Genomic DNA, 18431 nt, shown 5'->3' with positions numbered 1-18431 from the left:
AAATCAGCGGTAGGTCACCGGCTGCTGGCAGCGACGATTTATAACTATATTAGTGGTAAGAGAAATAAATCTAGAACTATTTTGTTACGATCAGCGGAAATGGCTTACTGCCAGCTTCACCCTTTCCTACGCCCCAAATGCTGAGCCAGAGGCACCATGTAGACCGGCACCGATGACAGTTGCAACAGCCGCACTGCCGTACGGCCGATCGGCACATCGACCCCCGCGCCGTGGCTATGGCTGCCGAATACAAGCAGGTCGACCGCCAGACGCTGGGCCTGTTCGAGAATCACCTGGGCCGGGTCGCCCTGGCGTACCCGCACCGCGCGTATCAGGGCGAGGTCGGCCGCTTCGCCCAACTCATCGCGGAAGTTCTCCAGTACCCGCTGCTCGATATTGGCCATCACCGTGTTGACGCCTTCGCTGTGCAGCTCATCAAGGGTCTGCTCGTCGAGGTAGCTTTGCAGGAGGGACTCGGCAAACTGGCCCATCGGCTCGACCGCATGGATCACATACAACTCCGCACCGAACGAGCGCGCCAGGGCCAGGGCGTGCTGCATCACGAAGGGCGCATAGACGCCGAGGTCAGAGGCATACAGCATGGAACGGATCATTCGACCTCCTCGACTGCCGCAGCGGCAGGGCAAGCTTCAGCTTAGCAGCGCCATGCCGCAGCGCCCGGCCATCCAGCGCTAGAGGGCACGGGCGGCAAGGCATGCAGGGGTCAGGACGACTGGTTGCGTCGGTCGATGAAGGCCAGCGCCTGGTACAACGCTTCGATGCGCGGCAGGCTGCAACCGGCCTCGCGGGCACGGGCCAGCGGTTCGCCATAGATCGCCTGCAATTCCAGTGGGCGCCGCTGGGCATGATCGTGGTACATGCTGGGCCAGTAGTCGGGCATCTGCTCGGTAAGGCGGAAAAGGTGCTCGGCATAGCCATCGGGCAGCACGTGGCCACAGGCACTGGCGCCCTGCACCACCTCGGCCATCAGTGCGCGGACCAACGCGCGGCTGCCAGGGTCGTTCATCAGCGGTGTGGTGCCGGCCTGCAACAGCACCGACAGGCCGTTATAGGGCACATTCCACACCAGTTTCTGCCAGCGCGCCTGGCCCAGGTTGTCCATGGGCTGGGAATCTATGCCCGCAGCGCGGAACAACGCCGCGCCCTGCTCCAGCACTGCGGCAGCGGCTTCGCCCGGACCGCTGTGATACCCCAGGTTGACCGCGCCCAGCGCCTGGTGGCGAATCACCCCGGGAGCCTCGCGGTTGACGCAGATGAAGCACAGGCCGCCGAGCAGGTGCAGGTCCGCGCGCAATGCCGGGCGCAGTTGCTCTTCCACGCCCAGGCCGTTCTGCAGCAGCACAACCTTGGCCCCCGGTGCACAAGCCTGGACGATCAGCGGCGCCACCTCGACATTGCTGGTGGCCTTGGTCCCCACCAGCAGCCAGTCGCACGGCGGCATATCGGAGGCACTGGCGTAGGCCTGCACATTCATATGCAGTTGGCCATGGACGTCACTGTTCACGGTCAGGCCATTGGCCTGCACGGTGCTGAACTCGCTGCGCAGCAGAAAATGCACATCGAAGCCGGCGCGGGCCAGCATCAGGCCATAGAAGCCACCGATGGCGCCGCTGCCGATGATGCCGATACGGGGGTTGTGAGAGCCCATGCCTTGCTCCTGTCTGGATGTAGGGTGTCGACCGCTTATCAGCCGACGCTGCACATGCTAGCGCCAAGCAAGCGACCCGCCCAGTACGGAAAACGGCAAAAACCCCCTGTAGACAAGGGCTAGCCCATTGTCGCGCCCCCTGTAACGCGCTAAGGTTCGGCTCCCCGCTGCGAACAATCTGCTGCTGGGCCGCACGGGGATTGCTGGCGGCCGGCACCCGTGACCTGACGAGTAACACGATGGCTGATTTACCGATCGATGACCTCAACGTTGCCTCCAACGAGACCCTGATCACCCCTGATCAGCTCAAGACGGAACTTCCCCTCAGCGCCAAGGCCCTGCAGACCGTGACTGCCGGCCGCGAAGTGGTGCGCAACATCCTCGACGGCAAGGACCATCGCCTGTTCGTCGTGGTAGGCCCCTGCTCGATCCACGACATCAAGGCCGCCCACGAATACGCCGAGCGCCTCAAGGTGCTGGCCGAGGAAGTCTCAGACACCCTGTACCTGGTAATGCGCGTGTATTTCGAAAAACCGCGCACCACGGTCGGCTGGAAAGGTCTGATCAACGACCCGTACCTGGACGACTCGTTCAAGATTCAGGACGGCCTGCACATCGGTCGCAAGCTGCTGCTGGACTTGGCCGAAATGGGCCTGCCTACCGCCACCGAAGCCCTCGACCCGATTTCCCCGCAGTACCTGCAGGATCTGATCAGCTGGTCGGCGATCGGTGCACGCACCACCGAATCCCAGACCCACCGGGAAATGGCCTCGGGCCTGTCCTCGGCAGTCGGCTTCAAGAACGGCACCGACGGCGGCCTGACCGTGGCGATCAACGCCCTGCAATCGGTCTCCAAGCCGCACCGCTTCCTTGGCATCAACCAGGAAGGCGGCGTGTCCATCGTCACCACCAAGGGCAACGCCTACGGCCACGTGGTGCTGCGCGGTGGCAACGGCAAGCCCAACTATGATTCGGTCAGCGTCGCCTTGTGCGAGCAGGACCTGGCAAAGGCGAAGATCAAGGCCAACATCATGGTCGACTGCAGCCACGCCAACTCCAACAAGGACCCTGCCCTGCAACCGCTGGTCATGGAGAACGTGGCCAACCAGATCCTCGAAGGCAACCAGTCGATCATCGGCTTGATGGTCGAAAGCCACCTGAACTGGGGCTGCCAGGCCATTCCGAAGAACCTCGACGAGTTGCAGTACGGCGTCTCCGTCACCGACGCCTGCATCGACTGGGCCGCCACCGAGAAAACCTTGCGCAGCATGCATGCCAAGCTCAAGGACGTGCTGCCCAAGCGCCAGCGCAGCTGAGCAGGGCTGGAATGAAAAACGCCGGGCAATGCCCGGCGTTTTCGTGTGCGTAGGGTTCAGGCCTTGGTGGAGTGGCGCTGGTGCCGCTCCATGTAGCGCTCGACGTAGGAGCACGAAGGAATCACCGTGTAGCCCATCTGCTCGGCATACTCCAGGGCCTTTTCGGTGAGCGCGGCGGCGATGCCGCGACCGCGCAAGGCATTCGGCACGAAGGTGCGGTAGATATCCAGCGTCTGCTTGCCCAGGTCCATGTAGGTCAGGTAGGCACGGTGACCGTCCACGTTGGTCTCGAACTGATGACCGGCCTGGTCATGGTGGATGGTCAGCGCTTCGCTCATCACTACTCCTCGCAGGCCTGACTTGGCAGGCCTTTACCTTAACCGATGGTTTATCCGGCGGAGGTACCTCTACGCCACTTCATGCCCCTTCGACAGCGGCACGACACGAAACGTTCTGCGCCTGGTGCCATCCCAAATAGTAGGCGGCCCAAGCGGGATTGCTCAAGGTGCAGGCAGGTAAAAATCCATGGCTGCGCCCTTCGGTGCTGTGAAAGGCCGCGGCAAAACAGTACGCCGGATGTTCTTGCTTTAAGACGCTGAAAGACCACCAGAGTCACTGTTAGTTCAACAAAAAGTTTCTGTTAGTACAGTCGCTTGCGACCGCTGCGCGAACGCTTTCACAATTTTGCTACACACCTTGTCACGCGCGGCCCTTGGCAGCATTTTTTTTGCAGTTCTTGCGCTCTGTCAGTTTACTTACTACAAGTAATGGGTACTATGTACACCGGCCAGTTTCTCTTTTCCGAGAGATGGCTATTTAAATAGAAAGTCCTTGAAGGGGAACACGATGAACAACGTTCTGAAATTCTCTGCTCTGGCTCTGGCCGCAGTTCTGGCTACCGGTTGCAGCAGCGTATCGAAAGAAACCGAAGCCCGTCTGACTGCTACCGAAGACGCAGCAGCTCGCGCTCAAGCCCGTGCAGACGAAGCCTACCGTAAGGCTGACGACGCTCTGGCGGCCGCTCAGAAGGCTCAGCAGACCGCTGACGAAGCCAATGAGCGCGCTCTGCGCATGCTGGACAAAGCCAGCCGCAAGTAATAATCCTCACGGATTGTTAAGAAGCCGACCCACTTGTGGGTCGGCTTTTTTATTACCAGCGCAAAAAATCGGCAAACAAAAAAGCCTGCACTAAGGCAGGCCTTTCAGGTAGCGCAGCACGCGCTATTGCAGTTCCGGCGGAATGCTCGAGACCATCGGCGCAGCACCTTCAGCGTTGACCGGTACGGCAATCTCTACTGGCATGCCATCTTCAGCGGCAACCACGTCACGTACCATGTCCCAGTTCATGCGCAGGTTATTGGCCAGGTCTTCACGCTTGAGCAGCGCATTGATGACTGCGGTGTGCTTGTCGACAACCGAGGGATCGCCATGGTCATCCAACGGCGTGTGCGCCTCGAGGTAGACCTTGCCAGTACTCACACCGAACTTGTAGGGCTCGTTGATGATACGCACCGGGGTGCCGACCGGCACCATCTTGGCCAACTCCAGCACATTGTTGTTGAGCATGCGGAAGCAGCCATGGCTGGTGCGCATGCCGATACCGAACTTCTTGTTAGAGCCGTGGATCAGGTAACTGGGCAAGCCGAGGGTGAACTTGAACGGGCCCAGTGGGTTGTCCGGGCCGGCAGGCACCACGGCGGGCAAGATATCGCCATCGGCGGCGTGCTCGGCGCGGATCGAAGCCGGGGGCGTCCAGGTCGGGTTTGGTGTCTTGGCGGTGATCTTGGTGTTGGCGACCGGTGAACCCCAGCCTTCGCGACCAATACCCAGCGGGAAGGTATGCACCACGTTCTGCCCTTTCGGGTAGTAGTACAAGCGATACTCGGCCAGGTTGATGACGATGCCTTCACGGGGGCCTGGCGGCAGGACGTAGCGGGTCGGCAGGATGATCTCGGTGCCTGCGCCCGGCAACCACGGGTCGACCCCTGGGTTGGCGGCGATCATTTCCAGGTAGCCGAGGTCGTTGGCCGTGCCGATGTCGGCGAAGGTGTCCTCGTACTTGGCCTTTATCACCCGGACCTGCCCCACAACGTCCTCACCCGGGGGCGGCAGCGGCAGCTCCAGCGCGACAACAGGGCCGGTCATCAGCAGAGCGGCCAGGGACAGGCAACGGGTGACGGCGGAGAAGCGCGGCAACATCCGGTAAATCCTTCGAAAGGTGGTCAAGATGGGAGATTGTACACCCGGCCCGAGGGCAGCGGGAGGCGTCACCGCGGCCTGTAGACGTTTCAGATGATGAAAGGTGGCTCAGAGTTCCGGCCAGACCGGACGCGTACCGCATCGCTGGGCCTCGAGTATCGCCTTGCACAGCGGGCACAGCCGGCCGTCGCGATACACCGTGCGCTCCACCCCTGACCAGCGCGGCTGGGCAGGCAACAGGCCACCGCACAACGTTCGATCGACGGGCGCGCCAAGCTCGAGCTGCCGGGCAACCAGATGCACCCGCACTTCCTGGCACGCAAACAGATCGAGCTGCTCATCGGGCTCGATCAGTTGGTAGGCATAGAGGGACCAGGCGGGACGCGGCATCGGGGGCTCCAATCGGGGGCGCGCAACATTAGCCGAAAGCCGCGCCCGATAAAAGCGTCAGAGCAAGGGTTTTATCGCCGGCCAGGCATTTTCCAGCAAGCGCTGCTGGGCCCCTTGCGCAGGGTGGATGCCATCGGCCTGCATCAGCTCCGGCACGCCGCCCACGCCTTCAAGGAAGAACGGCACCAAAGGCACCTGTTTCTGCGTTGCCAACTGCTCGTACACCTGGGCGAACGCCGTTGTATAACGCACGCCATAGTTCGGCGGCAGGCGCATGCCCAGCAACACCACCTTGGCCCCGGCCGCACGGGAGCGATCGATCATCGAAGCAAGATTTTGTTGCAATTGCTGGGGAGGCTGGCCGCGCAGGCCGTCGTTGCCACCCAACTCCAGTACCACCAGGTGTGGCTTGTGCTCTGCAAGCAGCGCAGGCAGCCGCGCCTGGCCGCCTGCGCTGGTATCGCCGGAGATGGACGCATTGACCACCTTGTCGTCGAAACCCTGCTCCTGCAGGCGCTTTTGCAACAGGGAAACCCACCCCTGCCGGGTATCCAGGCCAAAACCGGCGCTGATACTATCGCCAACGACCAGCAATGTTCCCGCCGCCGCACTCTGGGCCAGGCAATACAGGGCCAGGCCGGCACTCAACCACCACACTCGCATCGGATTCTCCATGAGCCCCAGCATTCTCGTTGCGCAGAACCTTAGCAAAGTGGTTCCCAGCGCGGAAGGCGACCTGACCATCCTTCACGCGCTTTCGCTCGCCCTCGACCAAGGCGACAGCCTGGCCATCGTCGGTGCCTCGGGCTCCGGCAAGTCGACCCTGCTGGGTCTGCTTGCAGGTCTCGACCAGCCCAGCGCCGGCAACGTCATCCTCGCCGGCCACGACCTCGGCCCGCTGGACGAGGACCAACGCGCCCGGGTGCGCGCCGAGCACGTAGGCTTCGTGTTCCAGTCATTCCAGCTGCTCGACAGCCTCAACGCCCTCGAGAACGTCATGCTGCCCCTGGAACTGGACGGCCGCCGCGACGCCCGCGAACACGCCCGCGAGTTGCTCGAGCGAGTCGGCCTGGGCCAGCGCCTGACCCACACCCCGCGCCAGCTCTCGGGCGGTGAGCAACAACGGGTGGCGATCGCCCGGGCCTTTGCCGCCCAGCCTGCGGTGCTGTTCGCCGACGAACCCACGGGTAACCTCGACAGCCACACCGGTGAGCGAATCAGCGACCTGTTGTTCGAGCTGAACAAGGAGCGCGGTACCACACTGGTACTGGTGACCCACGACGAGCGCCTGGCCAAGCGCTGCCGCCGCCTCATCCGCCTGGACGCTGGCCGCCTGGTGGCGCCCCTGGAGCCCTGATGACCCGCCTGCCCTTCCTTCACCTGTGCGCCCTGGCCCTGCGCCAACTGCTGCGCGATGCCCGCGCCAGCGAGGTACGGGTCCTGTTCTTTGCCTTGCTGGTGGCCGTGGCCGCCAGCACCGCCATCGGCTACTTCGGCGCACGCCTGAACGGCGCCATGCAGTTGCGGGCCAGCGAATTCCTGGCTGCCGACCTGGTGCTGCAAGGCTCCTCGCCCTCCCAGCAGGCGCAGGTTGCCGCTGGCAAGGCGCTGGGCCTGCAACATGCGCAGGTCGTGGAGTTCACCAGCGTGGTCGGCACCGACGCAGGCATCCAGCTGTCGAGCATCAAGGCCGCTGACAATGCCTACCCCCTGCGTGGCCAATTGCGCAGTGCCGAGGCGCCCTACGGCGCAGAAACACCGGACGGCGGCCCTGCGCCTGGCGAGGCATGGGTCGAACCTCGGCTGCTGGCCGCGCTGGGCCTGGCAATGGGTGACAGCATCGACGTCGGCATGAAGACGCTACGCATGACGCGGGTACTGACCTATGAGCCAGACCGCGCCGGCAACTTCTATAGCCTCACGCCCAGGGTGCTGATGAACCTTGCCGACCTGGACGCCACCGGGGTGGTGCAGCCCGGTAGCCGGGTGACCTACCGCGACCTCTGGCGCGGCGAGCCGGACAGCTTGGCCAGCTATCGACAAGACGCAGAAAAGACGCTGGCCGCCAACCAGCGCCTGCTCGACACTCGCGATGGCAACCGACAGATCGGCGGCGCCTTGGGGCGTGCCGAACGCTACCTGAACATGGCCAGCCTGGTCGCGGTGTTGCTGGCCGGGGTCGCCGTAGCCCTGTCGGCCAGCCGCTATGCTGCGCGACGCCTGGACGCCAGCGCGCTGTTGCGTTGCCTGGGGCTGTCCCGGCACCAGGCGCTGGGGCTGTATTGCCTGCAACTGGCCATGCTCGGCCTCGCCGCAGCCGTCGCCGGTGCAATATTGGGTTGGCTGGCACAGCTTGGGCTGTTCAAGCTGCTCGAGGGGCTGCTGCCCAGCACGGTACCGCCTGGCGGCATCATCCCGGCACTGGCCGGCGTCGGCACCGGGCTGGTTGCACTGGCCGGGTTCGCCTTGCCCCCGCTGGCAGCGCTGGGCCGGGTTCCGCCGCTGCGGGTACTGCGTCGCGACCTGCTGCCCGTGCCACCGAGCAGTTGGCTGGTGTATGGCGCTGCCCTGTTCGCCCTGGGCCTGATCATGTGGCGCCTGAGCCTCGACCTGCTGCTGACCTTCGCCCTGCTCGGCGGTGGGCTGCTCGCCGCCATCGTGCTGGGTGGCCTGCTGCTGCTCGGCTTGCGTAGCCTGCGGCGCCTGCTGGGCGGGGCGCCGCTAGCCTGGCGCCTGGGCCTGGGCCAGCTGCTGCGCCACCCGCTGGCCGCTGCCGGCCAGGCCCTGGCATTTGGCCTGATTCTGCTGGCGATGGCCCTGGTGGCGCTGCTGCGCGCCGAACTGCTGGACAACTGGCAGGCGCAGTTGCCCAAGGATGCACCCAACCACTTCGCCCTCAACATCCTGCCGGACGAGCGCGAACCCTTCATCCAGCGCCTGCGCGAGGTCAACGCCCGGTCGGCACCGCTCTACCCGGTCATTCCCGGGCGCCTGACCCATATCAACGAGCAGCCAGTCCAGCAGATCGTCAGCAAGGAATCCACGGGGGATCGCGCGGTGCAACGCGACCTCAGCCTGACCTGGGCAGCCGAGTTACCGCCGGGCAATGCCTTGACCGCTGGCAACTGGTGGCAGGATGCCCCAGCAGAGAATGGCCCACCCGGCGTCTCAGTGGAGTCGGAGCTTGCGGCAAGCCTCAAGTTGCAACTGGGCGACCTGCTGACCTTCGACATCGGCGGCCAGCAGCGCCAGGCCAAGGTCAGCAGCCTGCGCAGCGTGCATTGGGACAGCTTCCAGCCGAACTTCTACATGATCTTCCAACCCGGCACCCTGCAAGGCCTGCCCGCCACCTACCTGACCAGCTTCTATCTGGCGCCTGGGCACGATGTGGATGTGGTGGCGCTGTCGCGAGCCTTCCCGGCCGTGACCATTCTTCAGGTAGACGCCCTGCTCGGCCAATTGCGCAGCATCCTGGCCCAGGTCACTCTGGCCGTGGAGTACGTGCTGTTGTTCGTGCTGGCTGCTGGACTGGCGGTGCTGTTCGCCGGGCTCCAGGCGACCCTTGATGAACGTATTCGTCAGGGCGCCCTGCTACGCGCCCTCGGCGCGGGGCGTCCATTGCTGGTAAAGGCGCGACGTATCGAGTTCGGGCTGCTCGGCGCCGCCAGCGGCTTGCTGGCGGCACTGGGTTGCGAACTCATCACCCTGGTGCTGTATCGCTACGCCTTCGACCTGCACTGGGCACCTCATCCTTGGCTGCTGGTGTTGCCGCTGGCAGGTGCGTTGCTGGTAGGTGGTGCGGGCGTGTTCGGCACGCGACGGGCGCTGAATGCGACGCCGCTGAGCGTACTGCGTGAAGCCTAGGCGCCGTAGCGGATCCGGTTGATGTACCAACTCGCCTCGCCGGTCGGCGTGTGCACCACCACCTCATCGCCCTCCTCTTTCTTGAGGAGGGCGCGTGCCATGGGCGAGTCGATGGAGATGTAGTCGTTGCGTCCGTATATCTCGTCATAGCCGACGATGCGGAAATTCAGGGTCTCGCCTTCATCGTTCTCTATCTCGACCCAGGCACCGAAGAACACCTTGCCTTCCTGCTGCGGCGAATAGGCAACCACCTTGACGTCTTCCAGGCGCTTGCGCAGGTAGCGCACGCGCCTATCGATCTCGCGCAGCAGCTTCTTGTTGTACTGGTAGTCGGCATTCTCGCTGCGATCGCCCAGGGAGGCGGCCCAGGCCACCTTCTGGGTGATTTCAGGACGATAGACACGCCACAGGTGGTCGAGCTCCTTCTTCAGAGCTTCGTGACCTTCGGTGGTGATGATGTTGGTGCTCAAGCCGGCTTCTCCTCAGCGCATCCACGGCAAGCGACTTCGGCCTGCCGGGGCACCGAGCTTAACCAAAAACGTGGCGGCCTACACGCCCGCTCAGGCGCGGGTGATGAGGCCCTGGCGAGCGATGCGGGTGAGCTGGGCGATAACTTCGCCGGCCTCGTCGGCGCTGGGTGCCTGGATCACCGCAAGGTCGAAGCGGTCACTGCCATACTGGGCGAGGTTGCACGGGGTCTCGGCGAACTGGATCAGGAAGGCTCGGGCCTGGCCCTTGCGTCGCGACAAGCCATCGAGATTACGCAGGAGGGTCGGTTGATGCTGGCCACCGAGCAGAATGCGCGGTGTCCGGGCAGCCTGGTGGGCAGGCAGGGGGGTGAGGAAAACACTGGTACGTGGACAGCTCATGGAGATATCTCCGCCTCGCAAAACCCGCTGGGCAGCGGTGGGAGGCGTCACCGAACCAGCGCTTTAGCGGTATTTCGGATAACCCGTCAGGTTGCCCTGCGCCCCGCAAGTAGCTGTTTAAATCGGCGCAAGCGGTATCGTAGAGGGTCGAACGGCAAGCTGCAAGTGGGCTTTCACTTGCAGCTTGCCGTTCGGGTATTGCAGGGGTGTGTCAGCGAGCGATCAGGCGGTCCAGCGACAACCGCCCTGCCCCTTCGAACAGTACCGCCAGGGTGCCGCCCAGCAGCGCCAGGCCGAACTCGTAGCCGTTGTTGGACATGAACAGGCCATTGTCGAAGTGCACCGAGACGATCGCCACGACCAGCAGAACTCCCAGGCCCAGCGCCGCAGGACGGGCCAGCAGGCCGATCACCAGGGCCAGGCCGCCAAAGAATTCGACTCCACCGGACAGCAACGCCATCAGGTAGCCCGGCGCCAGGCCGATGCTTTCCATCCACTGCCCGGTGCCTTCGAGACCGTAGCCACCGAACATGCCGAACAGTTTCTGCGCGCCATGGGCCATGAAGATGACGCCAATCAGGATACGGACGATGCTCAGGCCGAAACCAGCGCGAGTGGCGAACAGTGCGGTGATCGAAGAGTTCATGTTGCAAGCTTCCTTGGTGTGTTTGGTGGGAATGGACGCCATATTAACCAAGCTAACGAATAAGAAAACCGCAAAATGCGCTGAATAATAATCGAATATATAGATACATCATCGCTTTACGGTTCGCTCCAGCGATGTCCGCTCGCGATTGAACGCCAGGAAGTACTTGTTCACGCTGTTGACGAAATTCACCGGCCCCATGCCCACCTGCTCCATGGCTACCCTTTCGGTCTGAAAGAACCACTGGTTACCGTTTAGCCCCCGGCGCCGCGCCTCGGCGCGCATGGCCTGGACCCGCTCCGGCCCGAGATTGTACGCAGCCAATATGAAAGCCATGCGTTCACGCTCGTTGAGCTGCGGGCTGGCGAAGAACTTGCGGCGAAGCAACGCCAGGTAGCGGGCACTGGCCTGCACATTGCCATCGACGCTGGCGGTATTGCTCACACCCACTCGCTGTGCTGCCGAAGGTGTGATCTGCATCAAGCCGTGAGCCCCACCCATGCCACGCGCCTTGGGGTCGAGGGTGGACTCCTTGAACGCCAGTGCCGCCAGGTTCAACCAGTCGAACTGCTGGTCTGCGGCGTGCTTCTGCAACACCGGGCGCACCGCCTCGAGGCGCTGGCGGTCCCTGCGCGCCAGAGGATCGTGTACCCGGTACTGACGTCGGTAGATACGCTCGAATGCGGCGTCCTGGTTGTCGGGGGCGCGATAACCTGCCAGGAAGTGGTCGACGGTGGTCTGCAAGGTGTTGGCATCGCGCCGGACGTACCAGCGGATCGCTTGTGCCTGGCCCAGGCGCAACTGGGTGTCGAGGCGCAGGCGCGGCATCACTCGCGCCCAGCGCTGGGCAATGGGGCGCTCCACCACGGTCAGGTGGTAGATACCTGCCTGGACCATCTCCAGCACATCCTCTACCGCCAGCGTCGGGTCGGCCCATTCGACCTTGATCGGTGCACGCTTGCGCAGCGCCAACTGCTGGTTGGCCTGCTGGATCACCGCCCCAGCCGCACTGGCGCTGGTCAGTACGACAGTACGCCCGGACAACTGCTCGACCCGGCTGAAACCCCGCTCGCCCTTGCGCCCCACCAGCATCAATTGCACCTGGTCGACCACCGGCGCACTGGCACTCACGCCCCCTGCCAATGCCGGGTCGATCAGCTCACCGGGCGCCGCCAGGTCGCCCTCGCCGCGTTCCAGGGCCAGAAGCAGTTGTTCCTTGGCGCGGGGGACGAGCTTGACGCTGAGCTCCTCACCATCACCTACTCGCGCATTGAGGTAGTGCTCCAAGGCGCGCAGGCGATAGTATTCGACCCCGACAGGCTCGCCCTTGACCTCGCCGGAGCTGTTGCGGCTCTGGTTGACCAGCACCCGCAACACCTTGCTCGCGCGTATCTGCGCAAGGTCACGCGCCTGGCTGGCTGGCACGATATGAGGCCCCGGTTGCTGGGCGTTAGCCAGGCCGGTGACCGCCAGCGAAAGCATCAGCGTGGTCAGAACAATTCGCAGCATGAAGGAAAGGCGTCCGAGGGCTGGTGGCAGGAGCCGTCTGCGCAGGTCGCGCACTGATCGCTCCGTGATAAATGACGGCAACTGACCATGGCAAACGTTTGAAGTTCTTGGTTTTTTCTAGGTATCCCGGTTTTTGCTATGCTGGCCGGCCCTGCGGCTCGAGGTAGCACCATGCAACTGATCGATATCGGCGTCAACCTGACCAACAGCAGTTTCCACGACCAGCAGGCGTCCATCGTGGAGCGCGCGGTGGCTGCGGGCGTGGTGCAGATGGTCCTGACCGGCACCAGCCTTGCGGTCAGCGAACAGGCCCTGGCGTTGTGCGAGCAGCTCGACGAAGACGGTAAGCACCTTTATGCCACCGCTGGCGTGCACCCCCATGATGCCAGCCGTTGGGACACCGCCAGCGAGCGCAGCCTGCGTCAGTTGCTAAGCCACCCCAGGGCGCGCGCCGTAGGCGAATGCGGGCTGGACTTCAACCGCGACTTCTCGCCTCGGCCGCAGCAGGAGAAAGCCCTGGAGGCGCAACTGGCACTGGCGGCTGAACTGCACCTGCCGGTATTTCTGCACGAGCGTGATGCCAGCGAACGCCTGCTGGACATCCTCAAGGGCTACCGCGACCACCTTCCCGCCGCCGTTGTGCATTGCTTCACCGGTGAACGCCAGGCACTGTTCGCCTACCTGGACATGGACCTGCATATCGGCATCACCGGCTGGATCTGCGACGAGCGCCGAGGCACGCACCTGCACCCGCTGGTGGGCAATATTGGCGAAGGGCGCCTGATGCTGGAAACCGATGCACCCTACCTGCTGCCCCGCAGCCTGCGGCCGAAGCCGAAAAATGGCCGCAACGAACCCGCGTTCCTGCCGGAGGTACTGCGTGAAGTGGCGTTGCATCGCGGCGAGGACATCGCCCACACGGCCGCCCATACCAGCGCGACGGCACGTGCATTCTTCAACCTCGGTTGAGTCGTTGACCCATGTCAAGACACCCTCTGCGTAGCTGAGCACAATGATGGCACCTTGCCAATAATGTTTCCGCTCAACTCAGAGAAGACCTACCATGGGTGCCTGGCTTAGCAATATCTCCTTGAAGTACAAGTTCTGGGCCGTCAATGCGGTGGCGTTCGTCACCACCCTGCTGCTGGTGCTTTATGCCGTGCACCTGGAGCAGCAGGCTCGCGCCGAAGCCGCCCGCTCCCAGGCCATCGCCCAGGCTGAGCTGCTGTCGGCCTGGCCTGCTGGCCAACCGCTGCCTAGCAATGCTCAACTCATCACCTGGCAGAATGGGCAGACGCCTGCCCACGCCGGAGAGCCCCTGGAAATACTGCGTGACGGGCAGGGCTGGGTGGAACTGCCGAGCGACACGCTGCTTGGCGAGACACCGCTGCTCGGCGCACAAGTGGTTCATCAAGGCGACCGGCACCTGGCAGTCCTGGCCCAGTCGCCCAGCCTGCGCCAGGTGTTTCTCGACCGCTTCAGCAAATATGCGCTGTGCGTGCTGGTGCTGATGCTGGCCATGCTAGGCGCCTCGCAGTTGTTGATCCGCTTCCTGCTCAGCCAGCTCAACACTCTCAAGGACGTGATGCTGCACGTGGAGAAGACCGGCGACCTTTCGGCCCGCGTGCCGTTGGCCTGCGGCGACGAGGTCGGGCAGATGGCTGGCGCCTTCAACGCCATGCAAGCCACCTACCACCGCGTGGTCAGCACCGTCGCGCACACGGCCGCGCAACTCGATAACGGCGCAGCGCGCCTGGCCTCGAGCATGGCGGATGTACGCCACGGCATGCTCGGCCAGCAGAGCGAGACCGATCAGGCCGCCACGGCCATCAACGAAATGTCTGCCACCGTGCACCACATCGCACAGCACGCTGGCGCCACCCGCGACCTCTCGCAAAGCGCTGACACCCTTGCCGGTAGCGGCCAGGAGGTGGTGGGCCGGGTGCAGGACTCCATCGCCGGGCTGTCCAGCGGCGTGCAGCAGACCGCAGAGATGATTCGCCAACTGGCCGACGACAGCCAGAAGATCAACAGTGTGGTCGGGGTGATCCACAGCATCGCCGAGCAGACCAACCTGCTGGCGCTCAATGCGGCCATCGAGGCCGCTCGCGCGGGTGACCTGGGGCGTGGCTTCGCGGTCGTCGCCGACGAGGTACGTAACCTTGCCAGGCGCGTGCAAAGCTCCACCGATGAAATAACCGCCATGGTATCTGCGTTGCAGGCGGGCACTCGCGACGCGGTGGAGTTCATGCAGGAAAGCTCGTACAAGGCCGACGATTGTGTGCGCCAGGCCCAGGAGGCCGGGGCTGCGCTGGCGGAAATTACCGGTGCGGTAGCGCAGATGCGCGAGAGCAACACACAGATCGCTGTGGCCGCCGAACAGCAGAGCCAGGTGGCCGAGGAAATGAATCGGGCGGTGGTGAGCATCCGCGATGTCACCGAGCAGACCGTGCAGCAGACCGTGGGCTCGGCCAGCACAAGCAGCGAATTGGCGACCCTGGCCGGCGAGCTGAACAAGGCGATTGGCCAGCTCAAGCTATAGCCGCCATAAACAGCGTCGATTGGCCGCCCCCCAAACCCGGCACTAAGCTTTGGGCATGACTGCGAGGAAATGCCCATGAACAAGCGATTGCTTCATTTATCTGCCTGGCACTGGCGCGGTGGCCCTGACAACCAGCGTCAGGCACTGCACCTGATTGCCGTGCCACTGTTCATGCTGGGTGCCCTGCTGCTGTTGAGCGGGCTGTTCAACGCGGATTTCACCCAGCTTGCCGTAGGTGCCATCGCCCTGGTCGCAGGGTTCGGCCTGCAGCGCCAAGAGCAGCGCTTGTAGGCCTCAGGCAAATACCGTCACCGTCTGCCGGCTCAACGCCAGTAACTCCCCTTGCGCCGTCCACAAGGCTGCCGCTGCATGGCCGTAGCCATCACGGGCGTATTCGGTCTCGACACAGTAGCGGCACCAGTCCAACGTGGTGAGGTTGGCCACGGGTTGGATGAATTCGATGGTCCAGGTCAGGGTGCTGCCGGCTGCCGGCTGCTTGAGGTGAGGCATCAGGCTAGGTGGCCAGGCATCAACAAGTGCCAGCAGATGCGCCTCGGTCAGCGGTGCCTGCGGCACATCGCGCAGACGCACCCAGCCCCCCATCTGCCTCGACGAATTGCCACTGAACGGCAACCCGCCAACGGCCCAGCGCAACGCCACGTGGCGCATGAAGTCGGGCGTCACGCCCTTGATGTAGGGCAGCTCCGGCGCTGATTGTTCCAAGGGCTGCATGTCGATGGCCGGCGCGGCAGCCACCTCGACGGACGAAGGCCGCCCTGCCCCAAAGCTACCCTGCACCAACGTCACCACCAGCCCCTCCTGAACGGCGCGGCCCAGCAAGGTGCTGACCGCCTTGCCTTCACGCAGCACCTCTGCCTCGAAGCGAATGGGCACATCGGGCGCTGCGGGCCCCACGAAGGTGATCGCCAGCGAGCGCACCGGGCGGGCGTCATTCAACTTCCCACGCATGGCCTCGAATACCATCGCAGCCATCAGGCCGCCGAACGAGGCGCGCCCTTGGGCCCAGTCGGCCGGAATGCTTACCGAGTCGGGAGTGTTGCGCACGGCATCAAGCAATTGAGGGAAATTCATGAGGAAGTCCTTGGCGTCGATCGGGCAAGGACGATAGTAACCAGCAGGTGGCGCAACGCCAGCCCGCAAATCGGTCATTTGCAGTGACTATCGACGCGCAATGGCCTTGGCCAGGGCATCCAGGGTAAGGTCCGAGCGCTTTTCCGCCTCGTACAAGCCGGCCTCCCAGGCCGCTTGGCGCGGCGCGAGGTCAGGATGCCCGGGCACTTGCAGCAGCCATTGCACATGGTCATGCCAGTCACCCAGGTCGCCCTGGGCGCGCTTGAGCAAACGTCGCAGCTTCTTGTCGGTGCGATCGAGCTGCGGGTAGGCCTCGGCCCCATAGCGCACACGCTTGATCAGCAGGCGCAGGCGATGACGGTCATGGGCTGGGTCGACGATGGCCTTGCCCAGCTTGCGCCATTGTTTGTCCAGGCGTTTTTCGATGCGGGTCGACAATGACCGGGCGAGGCCCTCACGCTTGGCGGCCCGCAGGAACAACGGCAAAGGGTCGAGAATCGCCAGCACACGCGTCAGTTGCGCACTGCCGGCGACGGCGGAGAACCTTCGCGCCCTGCCCTCCAGGCGTCGCTGCCCCTCCTGCACGTAGCCACCGTTCAGAAGCTGCCCACCCAGCACCTCGAGGTCGCGCAAAGGCGTGGTCAGGCTACCCAGGGACCTGGCGGCATCTTCCAACTGCTCGATACCTGGCAGGCCGCGCAAGGGCCGTAGCACGCTACGCAAGCGGCGCATGCTGGTACGCAGGTCATGCAATGCCTCGCTGTCGGTATCGGCAGCCAAACGCTCCCGGCACGCCAGCAGGCGTACCTGCGAAGCCAGTACCTGCGCTACGACGTGGTCGAGCATGGCAGACATCGGCCCCCCCTTATTCAACGCCCGGCGCGGGACTCACGAATGTAGAAACGCGCTCGCTCGGCCTTGCGGGTGCAACCCTCGAAGCCTTCGAACTGCTGCTGGGTCTTGGCACCGGTCAACAATGACAAGGCCTTGGAGTAGCTGACAGTACCGGCGAAGCCTTCGGCCTTGGCCAGGTCGAGCTCCTTCCAGGCTGCATCGAGCTGGTTCGCACAGCTGTCGCGATAGGCCGTCTTGCCTGCGCAGCCAGCCAGGGCCAGGGCAATCAGGGGAAGGCAGATCCAGGCTTTCATCGGGGGGTTACCTCAAAGGTGGAGAACAGTGGCAATTCGACGGCGCAACATGAGAAAAGTGCCCTGAACAGCGTAGTCCAGCGCGGTGCGCATTGAAGGACAGGCACCGATGGGTGCATTGTTGCCATAGAGTGGCACAGTGACGGGGGAAGGTCATGAGTAAACGTGTGGCGCTGGTGCTGGGGTCGGGGGGTGCGCGAGGCTATGCGCACATCGGCGTGATCGAGGAAGTGGAACGGCGCGGCTACGAGATCGCCTGCATCGCCGGTTGTTCCATGGGCGCAGTGATCGGTGGCATCTACGCCGCCGGCAAGCTTGATGAATACAAGCATTGGATAGAAAGCCTCGACTACCTCGACGTGCTGCGCCTGGTGGACGTTAGTTTTCGCCTGGGTGCAATCCGCGGAGACAAGGTGTTCGGGCAGATTCGCAAGATCGTCGGCGAGATGAATATCGAGCAACTGCGCATCCCCTACACAGCCGTTGCCGCCGACCTTACCAACCAGCAGGAAATCTGGTTCCAGGAAGGCTGCCTGCACCAGGCCATGCGCGCCTCGGCGGCGATCCCCAGCCTGTTCACGCCCGTCATGCAGGGCAACCGCATGCTGGTCGATGGCGGCATTCTCAACCCGCTGCCGATCGTCCCCGTGGTGTCCAGCCACTGCGACCTGATCATCGCGGTGAACCTCAATGCCACCAACCAGAACCACTACCAACTTCCGGTGATCGAGCGCCCGGCAGCATTCAAGATGCGCTTCGACGCGGTCATCAGTTCGCTGGGCTCGCGTCTGCCATTTCGCCGCAAACCCGCCGAGCAACTGATTCGCATCGAGCAGGAAATCGTCACCGAGGCCAACCCATGGCTGAGCGAGCCTGCCGACCCGGAGAGCCAGCAGTCGGCAGCTGCCCCGCAAAGTGAAGGCGCACCCAAATCGGCGACCGGCTCGTTCATCATCGACAACGTCGGGCCGGCATCTTTGCTGGACCTGATCAACCAGAGCTTCGAGGTGATGCAGACCTCGCTGGCGCAGTACAAGATCGCCGGTTATCCGCCGGATGTGCTGATCAACGTGCCCAAGCGCGTGTGCCGCTTCTTCGAGTTCTACAAGGCCCCTGAACTGATCGCCCTGGGGCGGGAGATCGCGCGGGATACGTTGGACAACTACGAGACGCAGAAACGCTGACGT

The 18431-nt window shown here is 63.7% G+C and carries 20 protein-coding genes and 1 pseudogene; 8 read left to right on the top strand and 13 right to left on the bottom strand.

The features are described from left to right. Nucleotides 1-116: 116 nt before the first annotated feature. Both RAC97_RS11035 and RAC97_RS11030 read right to left on the bottom strand, forming a co-directional pair. Nucleotides 117-614: a universal stress protein gene (locus RAC97_RS11035; RefSeq protein ID WP_375100797.1), complete on the bottom strand. Its 498-nt coding sequence runs from the start codon at nt 612-614 to the stop codon at nt 117-119. 110 nt (nt 615-724) lie between these two features. Then, a complete protein-coding gene (locus tag RAC97_RS11030; protein ID WP_375100796.1) occupies nt 725-1669 on the bottom strand; it encodes a putative 2-dehydropantoate 2-reductase in 945 nt (314 codons plus the stop codon). A gap of 239 nt (nt 1670-1908) precedes the next feature. Here RAC97_RS11030 and RAC97_RS11025 point away from each other — a divergent pair, with 239 nt between their 5' ends. Beyond that, nucleotides 1909-2985: a 3-deoxy-7-phosphoheptulonate synthase gene (locus tag RAC97_RS11025; protein WP_375100795.1), complete on the top strand. Its 1077-nt coding sequence runs from the start codon at nt 1909-1911 to the stop codon at nt 2983-2985. Between the two features lie 56 nt (nt 2986-3041). Here the strand turns inward: RAC97_RS11025 and RAC97_RS11020 are convergent, their stop codons facing one another. Beyond that, complete coding sequence (locus RAC97_RS11020) at nt 3042-3323, bottom strand: GNAT family N-acetyltransferase (protein WP_375100794.1); 282 nt, start codon at nt 3321-3323, stop codon at nt 3042-3044. 508 nt (nt 3324-3831) lie between these two features. On the opposite strand from RAC97_RS11020, the gene oprI reads away from it, so the two are divergent. Continuing rightward, a complete protein-coding gene (gene oprI / locus RAC97_RS11015) occupies nt 3832-4083 on the top strand; it encodes an outer membrane lipoprotei OprI (protein WP_003259780.1) in 252 nt (83 codons plus the stop codon). Between the two features lie 123 nt (nt 4084-4206). Here the strand turns inward: oprI and RAC97_RS11010 are convergent, their stop codons facing one another. From RAC97_RS11010 to RAC97_RS11000, 3 genes are all read right to left on the bottom strand, one after another. Then, nucleotides 4207-5184: a L,D-transpeptidase family protein gene (locus RAC97_RS11010; RefSeq protein WP_375100793.1), complete on the bottom strand. Its 978-nt coding sequence runs from the start codon at nt 5182-5184 to the stop codon at nt 4207-4209. 108 nt (nt 5185-5292) lie between these two features. Beyond that, nucleotides 5293-5574 (bottom strand): hypothetical protein, encoded by a 282-nt coding sequence (locus RAC97_RS11005; protein WP_375100792.1) that lies wholly within the window; start codon nt 5572-5574, stop codon nt 5293-5295. 57 nt (nt 5575-5631) lie between these two features. Continuing rightward, complete coding sequence (locus tag RAC97_RS11000; RefSeq protein ID WP_375100791.1) at nt 5632-6237, bottom strand: arylesterase; 606 nt, start codon at nt 6235-6237, stop codon at nt 5632-5634. 10 nt (nt 6238-6247) lie between these two features. Between RAC97_RS11000 and RAC97_RS10995 the strand changes: the two genes are divergently transcribed. Both RAC97_RS10995 and RAC97_RS10990 read left to right on the top strand, forming a co-directional pair. Then, the gene (locus tag RAC97_RS10995) at nt 6248-6931 is read left to right on the top strand and encodes an ABC transporter ATP-binding protein (RefSeq protein WP_375100790.1); all 684 of its coding nucleotides are present in this window, start codon (nt 6248-6250) and stop codon (nt 6929-6931) included. Further along, complete coding sequence (locus RAC97_RS10990; RefSeq protein ID WP_375100789.1) at nt 6931-9438, top strand: ABC transporter permease; 2508 nt, start codon at nt 6931-6933, stop codon at nt 9436-9438. Before RAC97_RS10995 ends, RAC97_RS10990 begins: the two co-directional genes overlap by 1 nt. Here the strand turns inward: RAC97_RS10990 and greB are convergent. From greB to RAC97_RS10970, 4 genes are all read right to left on the bottom strand, one after another. Further along, nucleotides 9435-9908 (bottom strand): transcription elongation factor GreB, encoded by a 474-nt coding sequence (greB, locus tag RAC97_RS10985; RefSeq protein WP_375100788.1) that lies wholly within the window; start codon nt 9906-9908, stop codon nt 9435-9437. The genes RAC97_RS10990 and greB overlap by 4 nt on opposite strands. A gap of 90 nt (nt 9909-9998) precedes the next feature. Continuing rightward, nucleotides 9999-10307, bottom strand: coding sequence for a hypothetical protein (locus tag RAC97_RS10980; RefSeq protein ID WP_375100787.1), 309 nt, complete (start codon nt 10305-10307; stop codon nt 9999-10001). Between the two features lie 211 nt (nt 10308-10518). Beyond that, nucleotides 10519-10953: a DoxX family protein gene (locus RAC97_RS10975; protein WP_375100786.1), complete on the bottom strand. Its 435-nt coding sequence runs from the start codon at nt 10951-10953 to the stop codon at nt 10519-10521. 108 nt (nt 10954-11061) lie between these two features. Then, nucleotides 11062-12462 (bottom strand): transglycosylase SLT domain-containing protein, encoded by a 1401-nt coding sequence (locus RAC97_RS10970; RefSeq protein WP_375100785.1) that lies wholly within the window; start codon nt 12460-12462, stop codon nt 11062-11064. A gap of 171 nt (nt 12463-12633) precedes the next feature. On the opposite strand from RAC97_RS10970, the gene RAC97_RS10965 reads away from it, so the two are divergent. The 3 genes and pseudogenes from RAC97_RS10965 to RAC97_RS10955 all read left to right on the top strand — a co-directional run. Further along, on the top strand, nt 12634-13431 hold the full coding sequence (locus RAC97_RS10965; protein WP_375100784.1) for a TatD family hydrolase: 798 nt from the start codon (nt 12634-12636) through the stop codon (nt 13429-13431). A gap of 94 nt (nt 13432-13525) precedes the next feature. Then, nucleotides 13526-15004, top strand: a complete 1479-nt coding sequence (locus RAC97_RS10960) for a methyl-accepting chemotaxis protein (RefSeq protein ID WP_375100783.1) — start codon at nt 13526-13528, stop codon at nt 15002-15004. Nucleotides 15005-15079: 75 nt separating this feature from the next. Beyond that, nucleotides 15080-15292, top strand: a pseudogene (locus tag RAC97_RS10955) (terminase); the annotation flags it as partial. A gap of 6 nt (nt 15293-15298) precedes the next feature. On the opposite strand, the gene RAC97_RS10950 reads toward RAC97_RS10955, so the two are convergent. The 3 genes from RAC97_RS10950 to RAC97_RS10940 all read right to left on the bottom strand — a co-directional run bounded on the left by RAC97_RS10950 (nt 15299) and on the right by RAC97_RS10940 (nt 17244). After that, nucleotides 15299-16096 carry an acyl-CoA thioesterase gene (locus RAC97_RS10950; RefSeq protein WP_375100782.1) on the bottom strand — a complete coding sequence of 266 codons (798 nt, stop codon included), beginning with the start codon at nt 16094-16096 and terminating at the stop codon, nt 15299-15301. 87 nt (nt 16097-16183) lie between these two features. Next, on the bottom strand, nt 16184-16951 hold the full coding sequence (locus RAC97_RS10945) for a CHAD domain-containing protein (RefSeq protein WP_375100781.1): 768 nt from the start codon (nt 16949-16951) through the stop codon (nt 16184-16186). 14 nt (nt 16952-16965) lie between these two features. Next, complete coding sequence (locus tag RAC97_RS10940; RefSeq protein ID WP_375100780.1) at nt 16966-17244, bottom strand: hypothetical protein; 279 nt, start codon at nt 17242-17244, stop codon at nt 16966-16968. Between the two features lie 155 nt (nt 17245-17399). Between RAC97_RS10940 and RAC97_RS10935 the strand changes: the two genes are divergently transcribed. Beyond that, complete coding sequence (locus RAC97_RS10935; RefSeq protein WP_375100779.1) at nt 17400-18428, top strand: patatin-like phospholipase family protein; 1029 nt, start codon at nt 17400-17402, stop codon at nt 18426-18428. Nucleotides 18429-18431: the final 3 nt, after the last annotated feature.

Source organism: Pseudomonas sp. LS_2, from assembly GCF_042709235.1.
In the GTDB taxonomy this organism is placed as follows: domain Bacteria; phylum Pseudomonadota; class Gammaproteobacteria; order Pseudomonadales; family Pseudomonadaceae; genus Aquipseudomonas.
The sequence above is the reverse complement of the archived record's forward strand: the minus strand, read 5'-3'. Positions and strand labels throughout refer to the sequence as shown.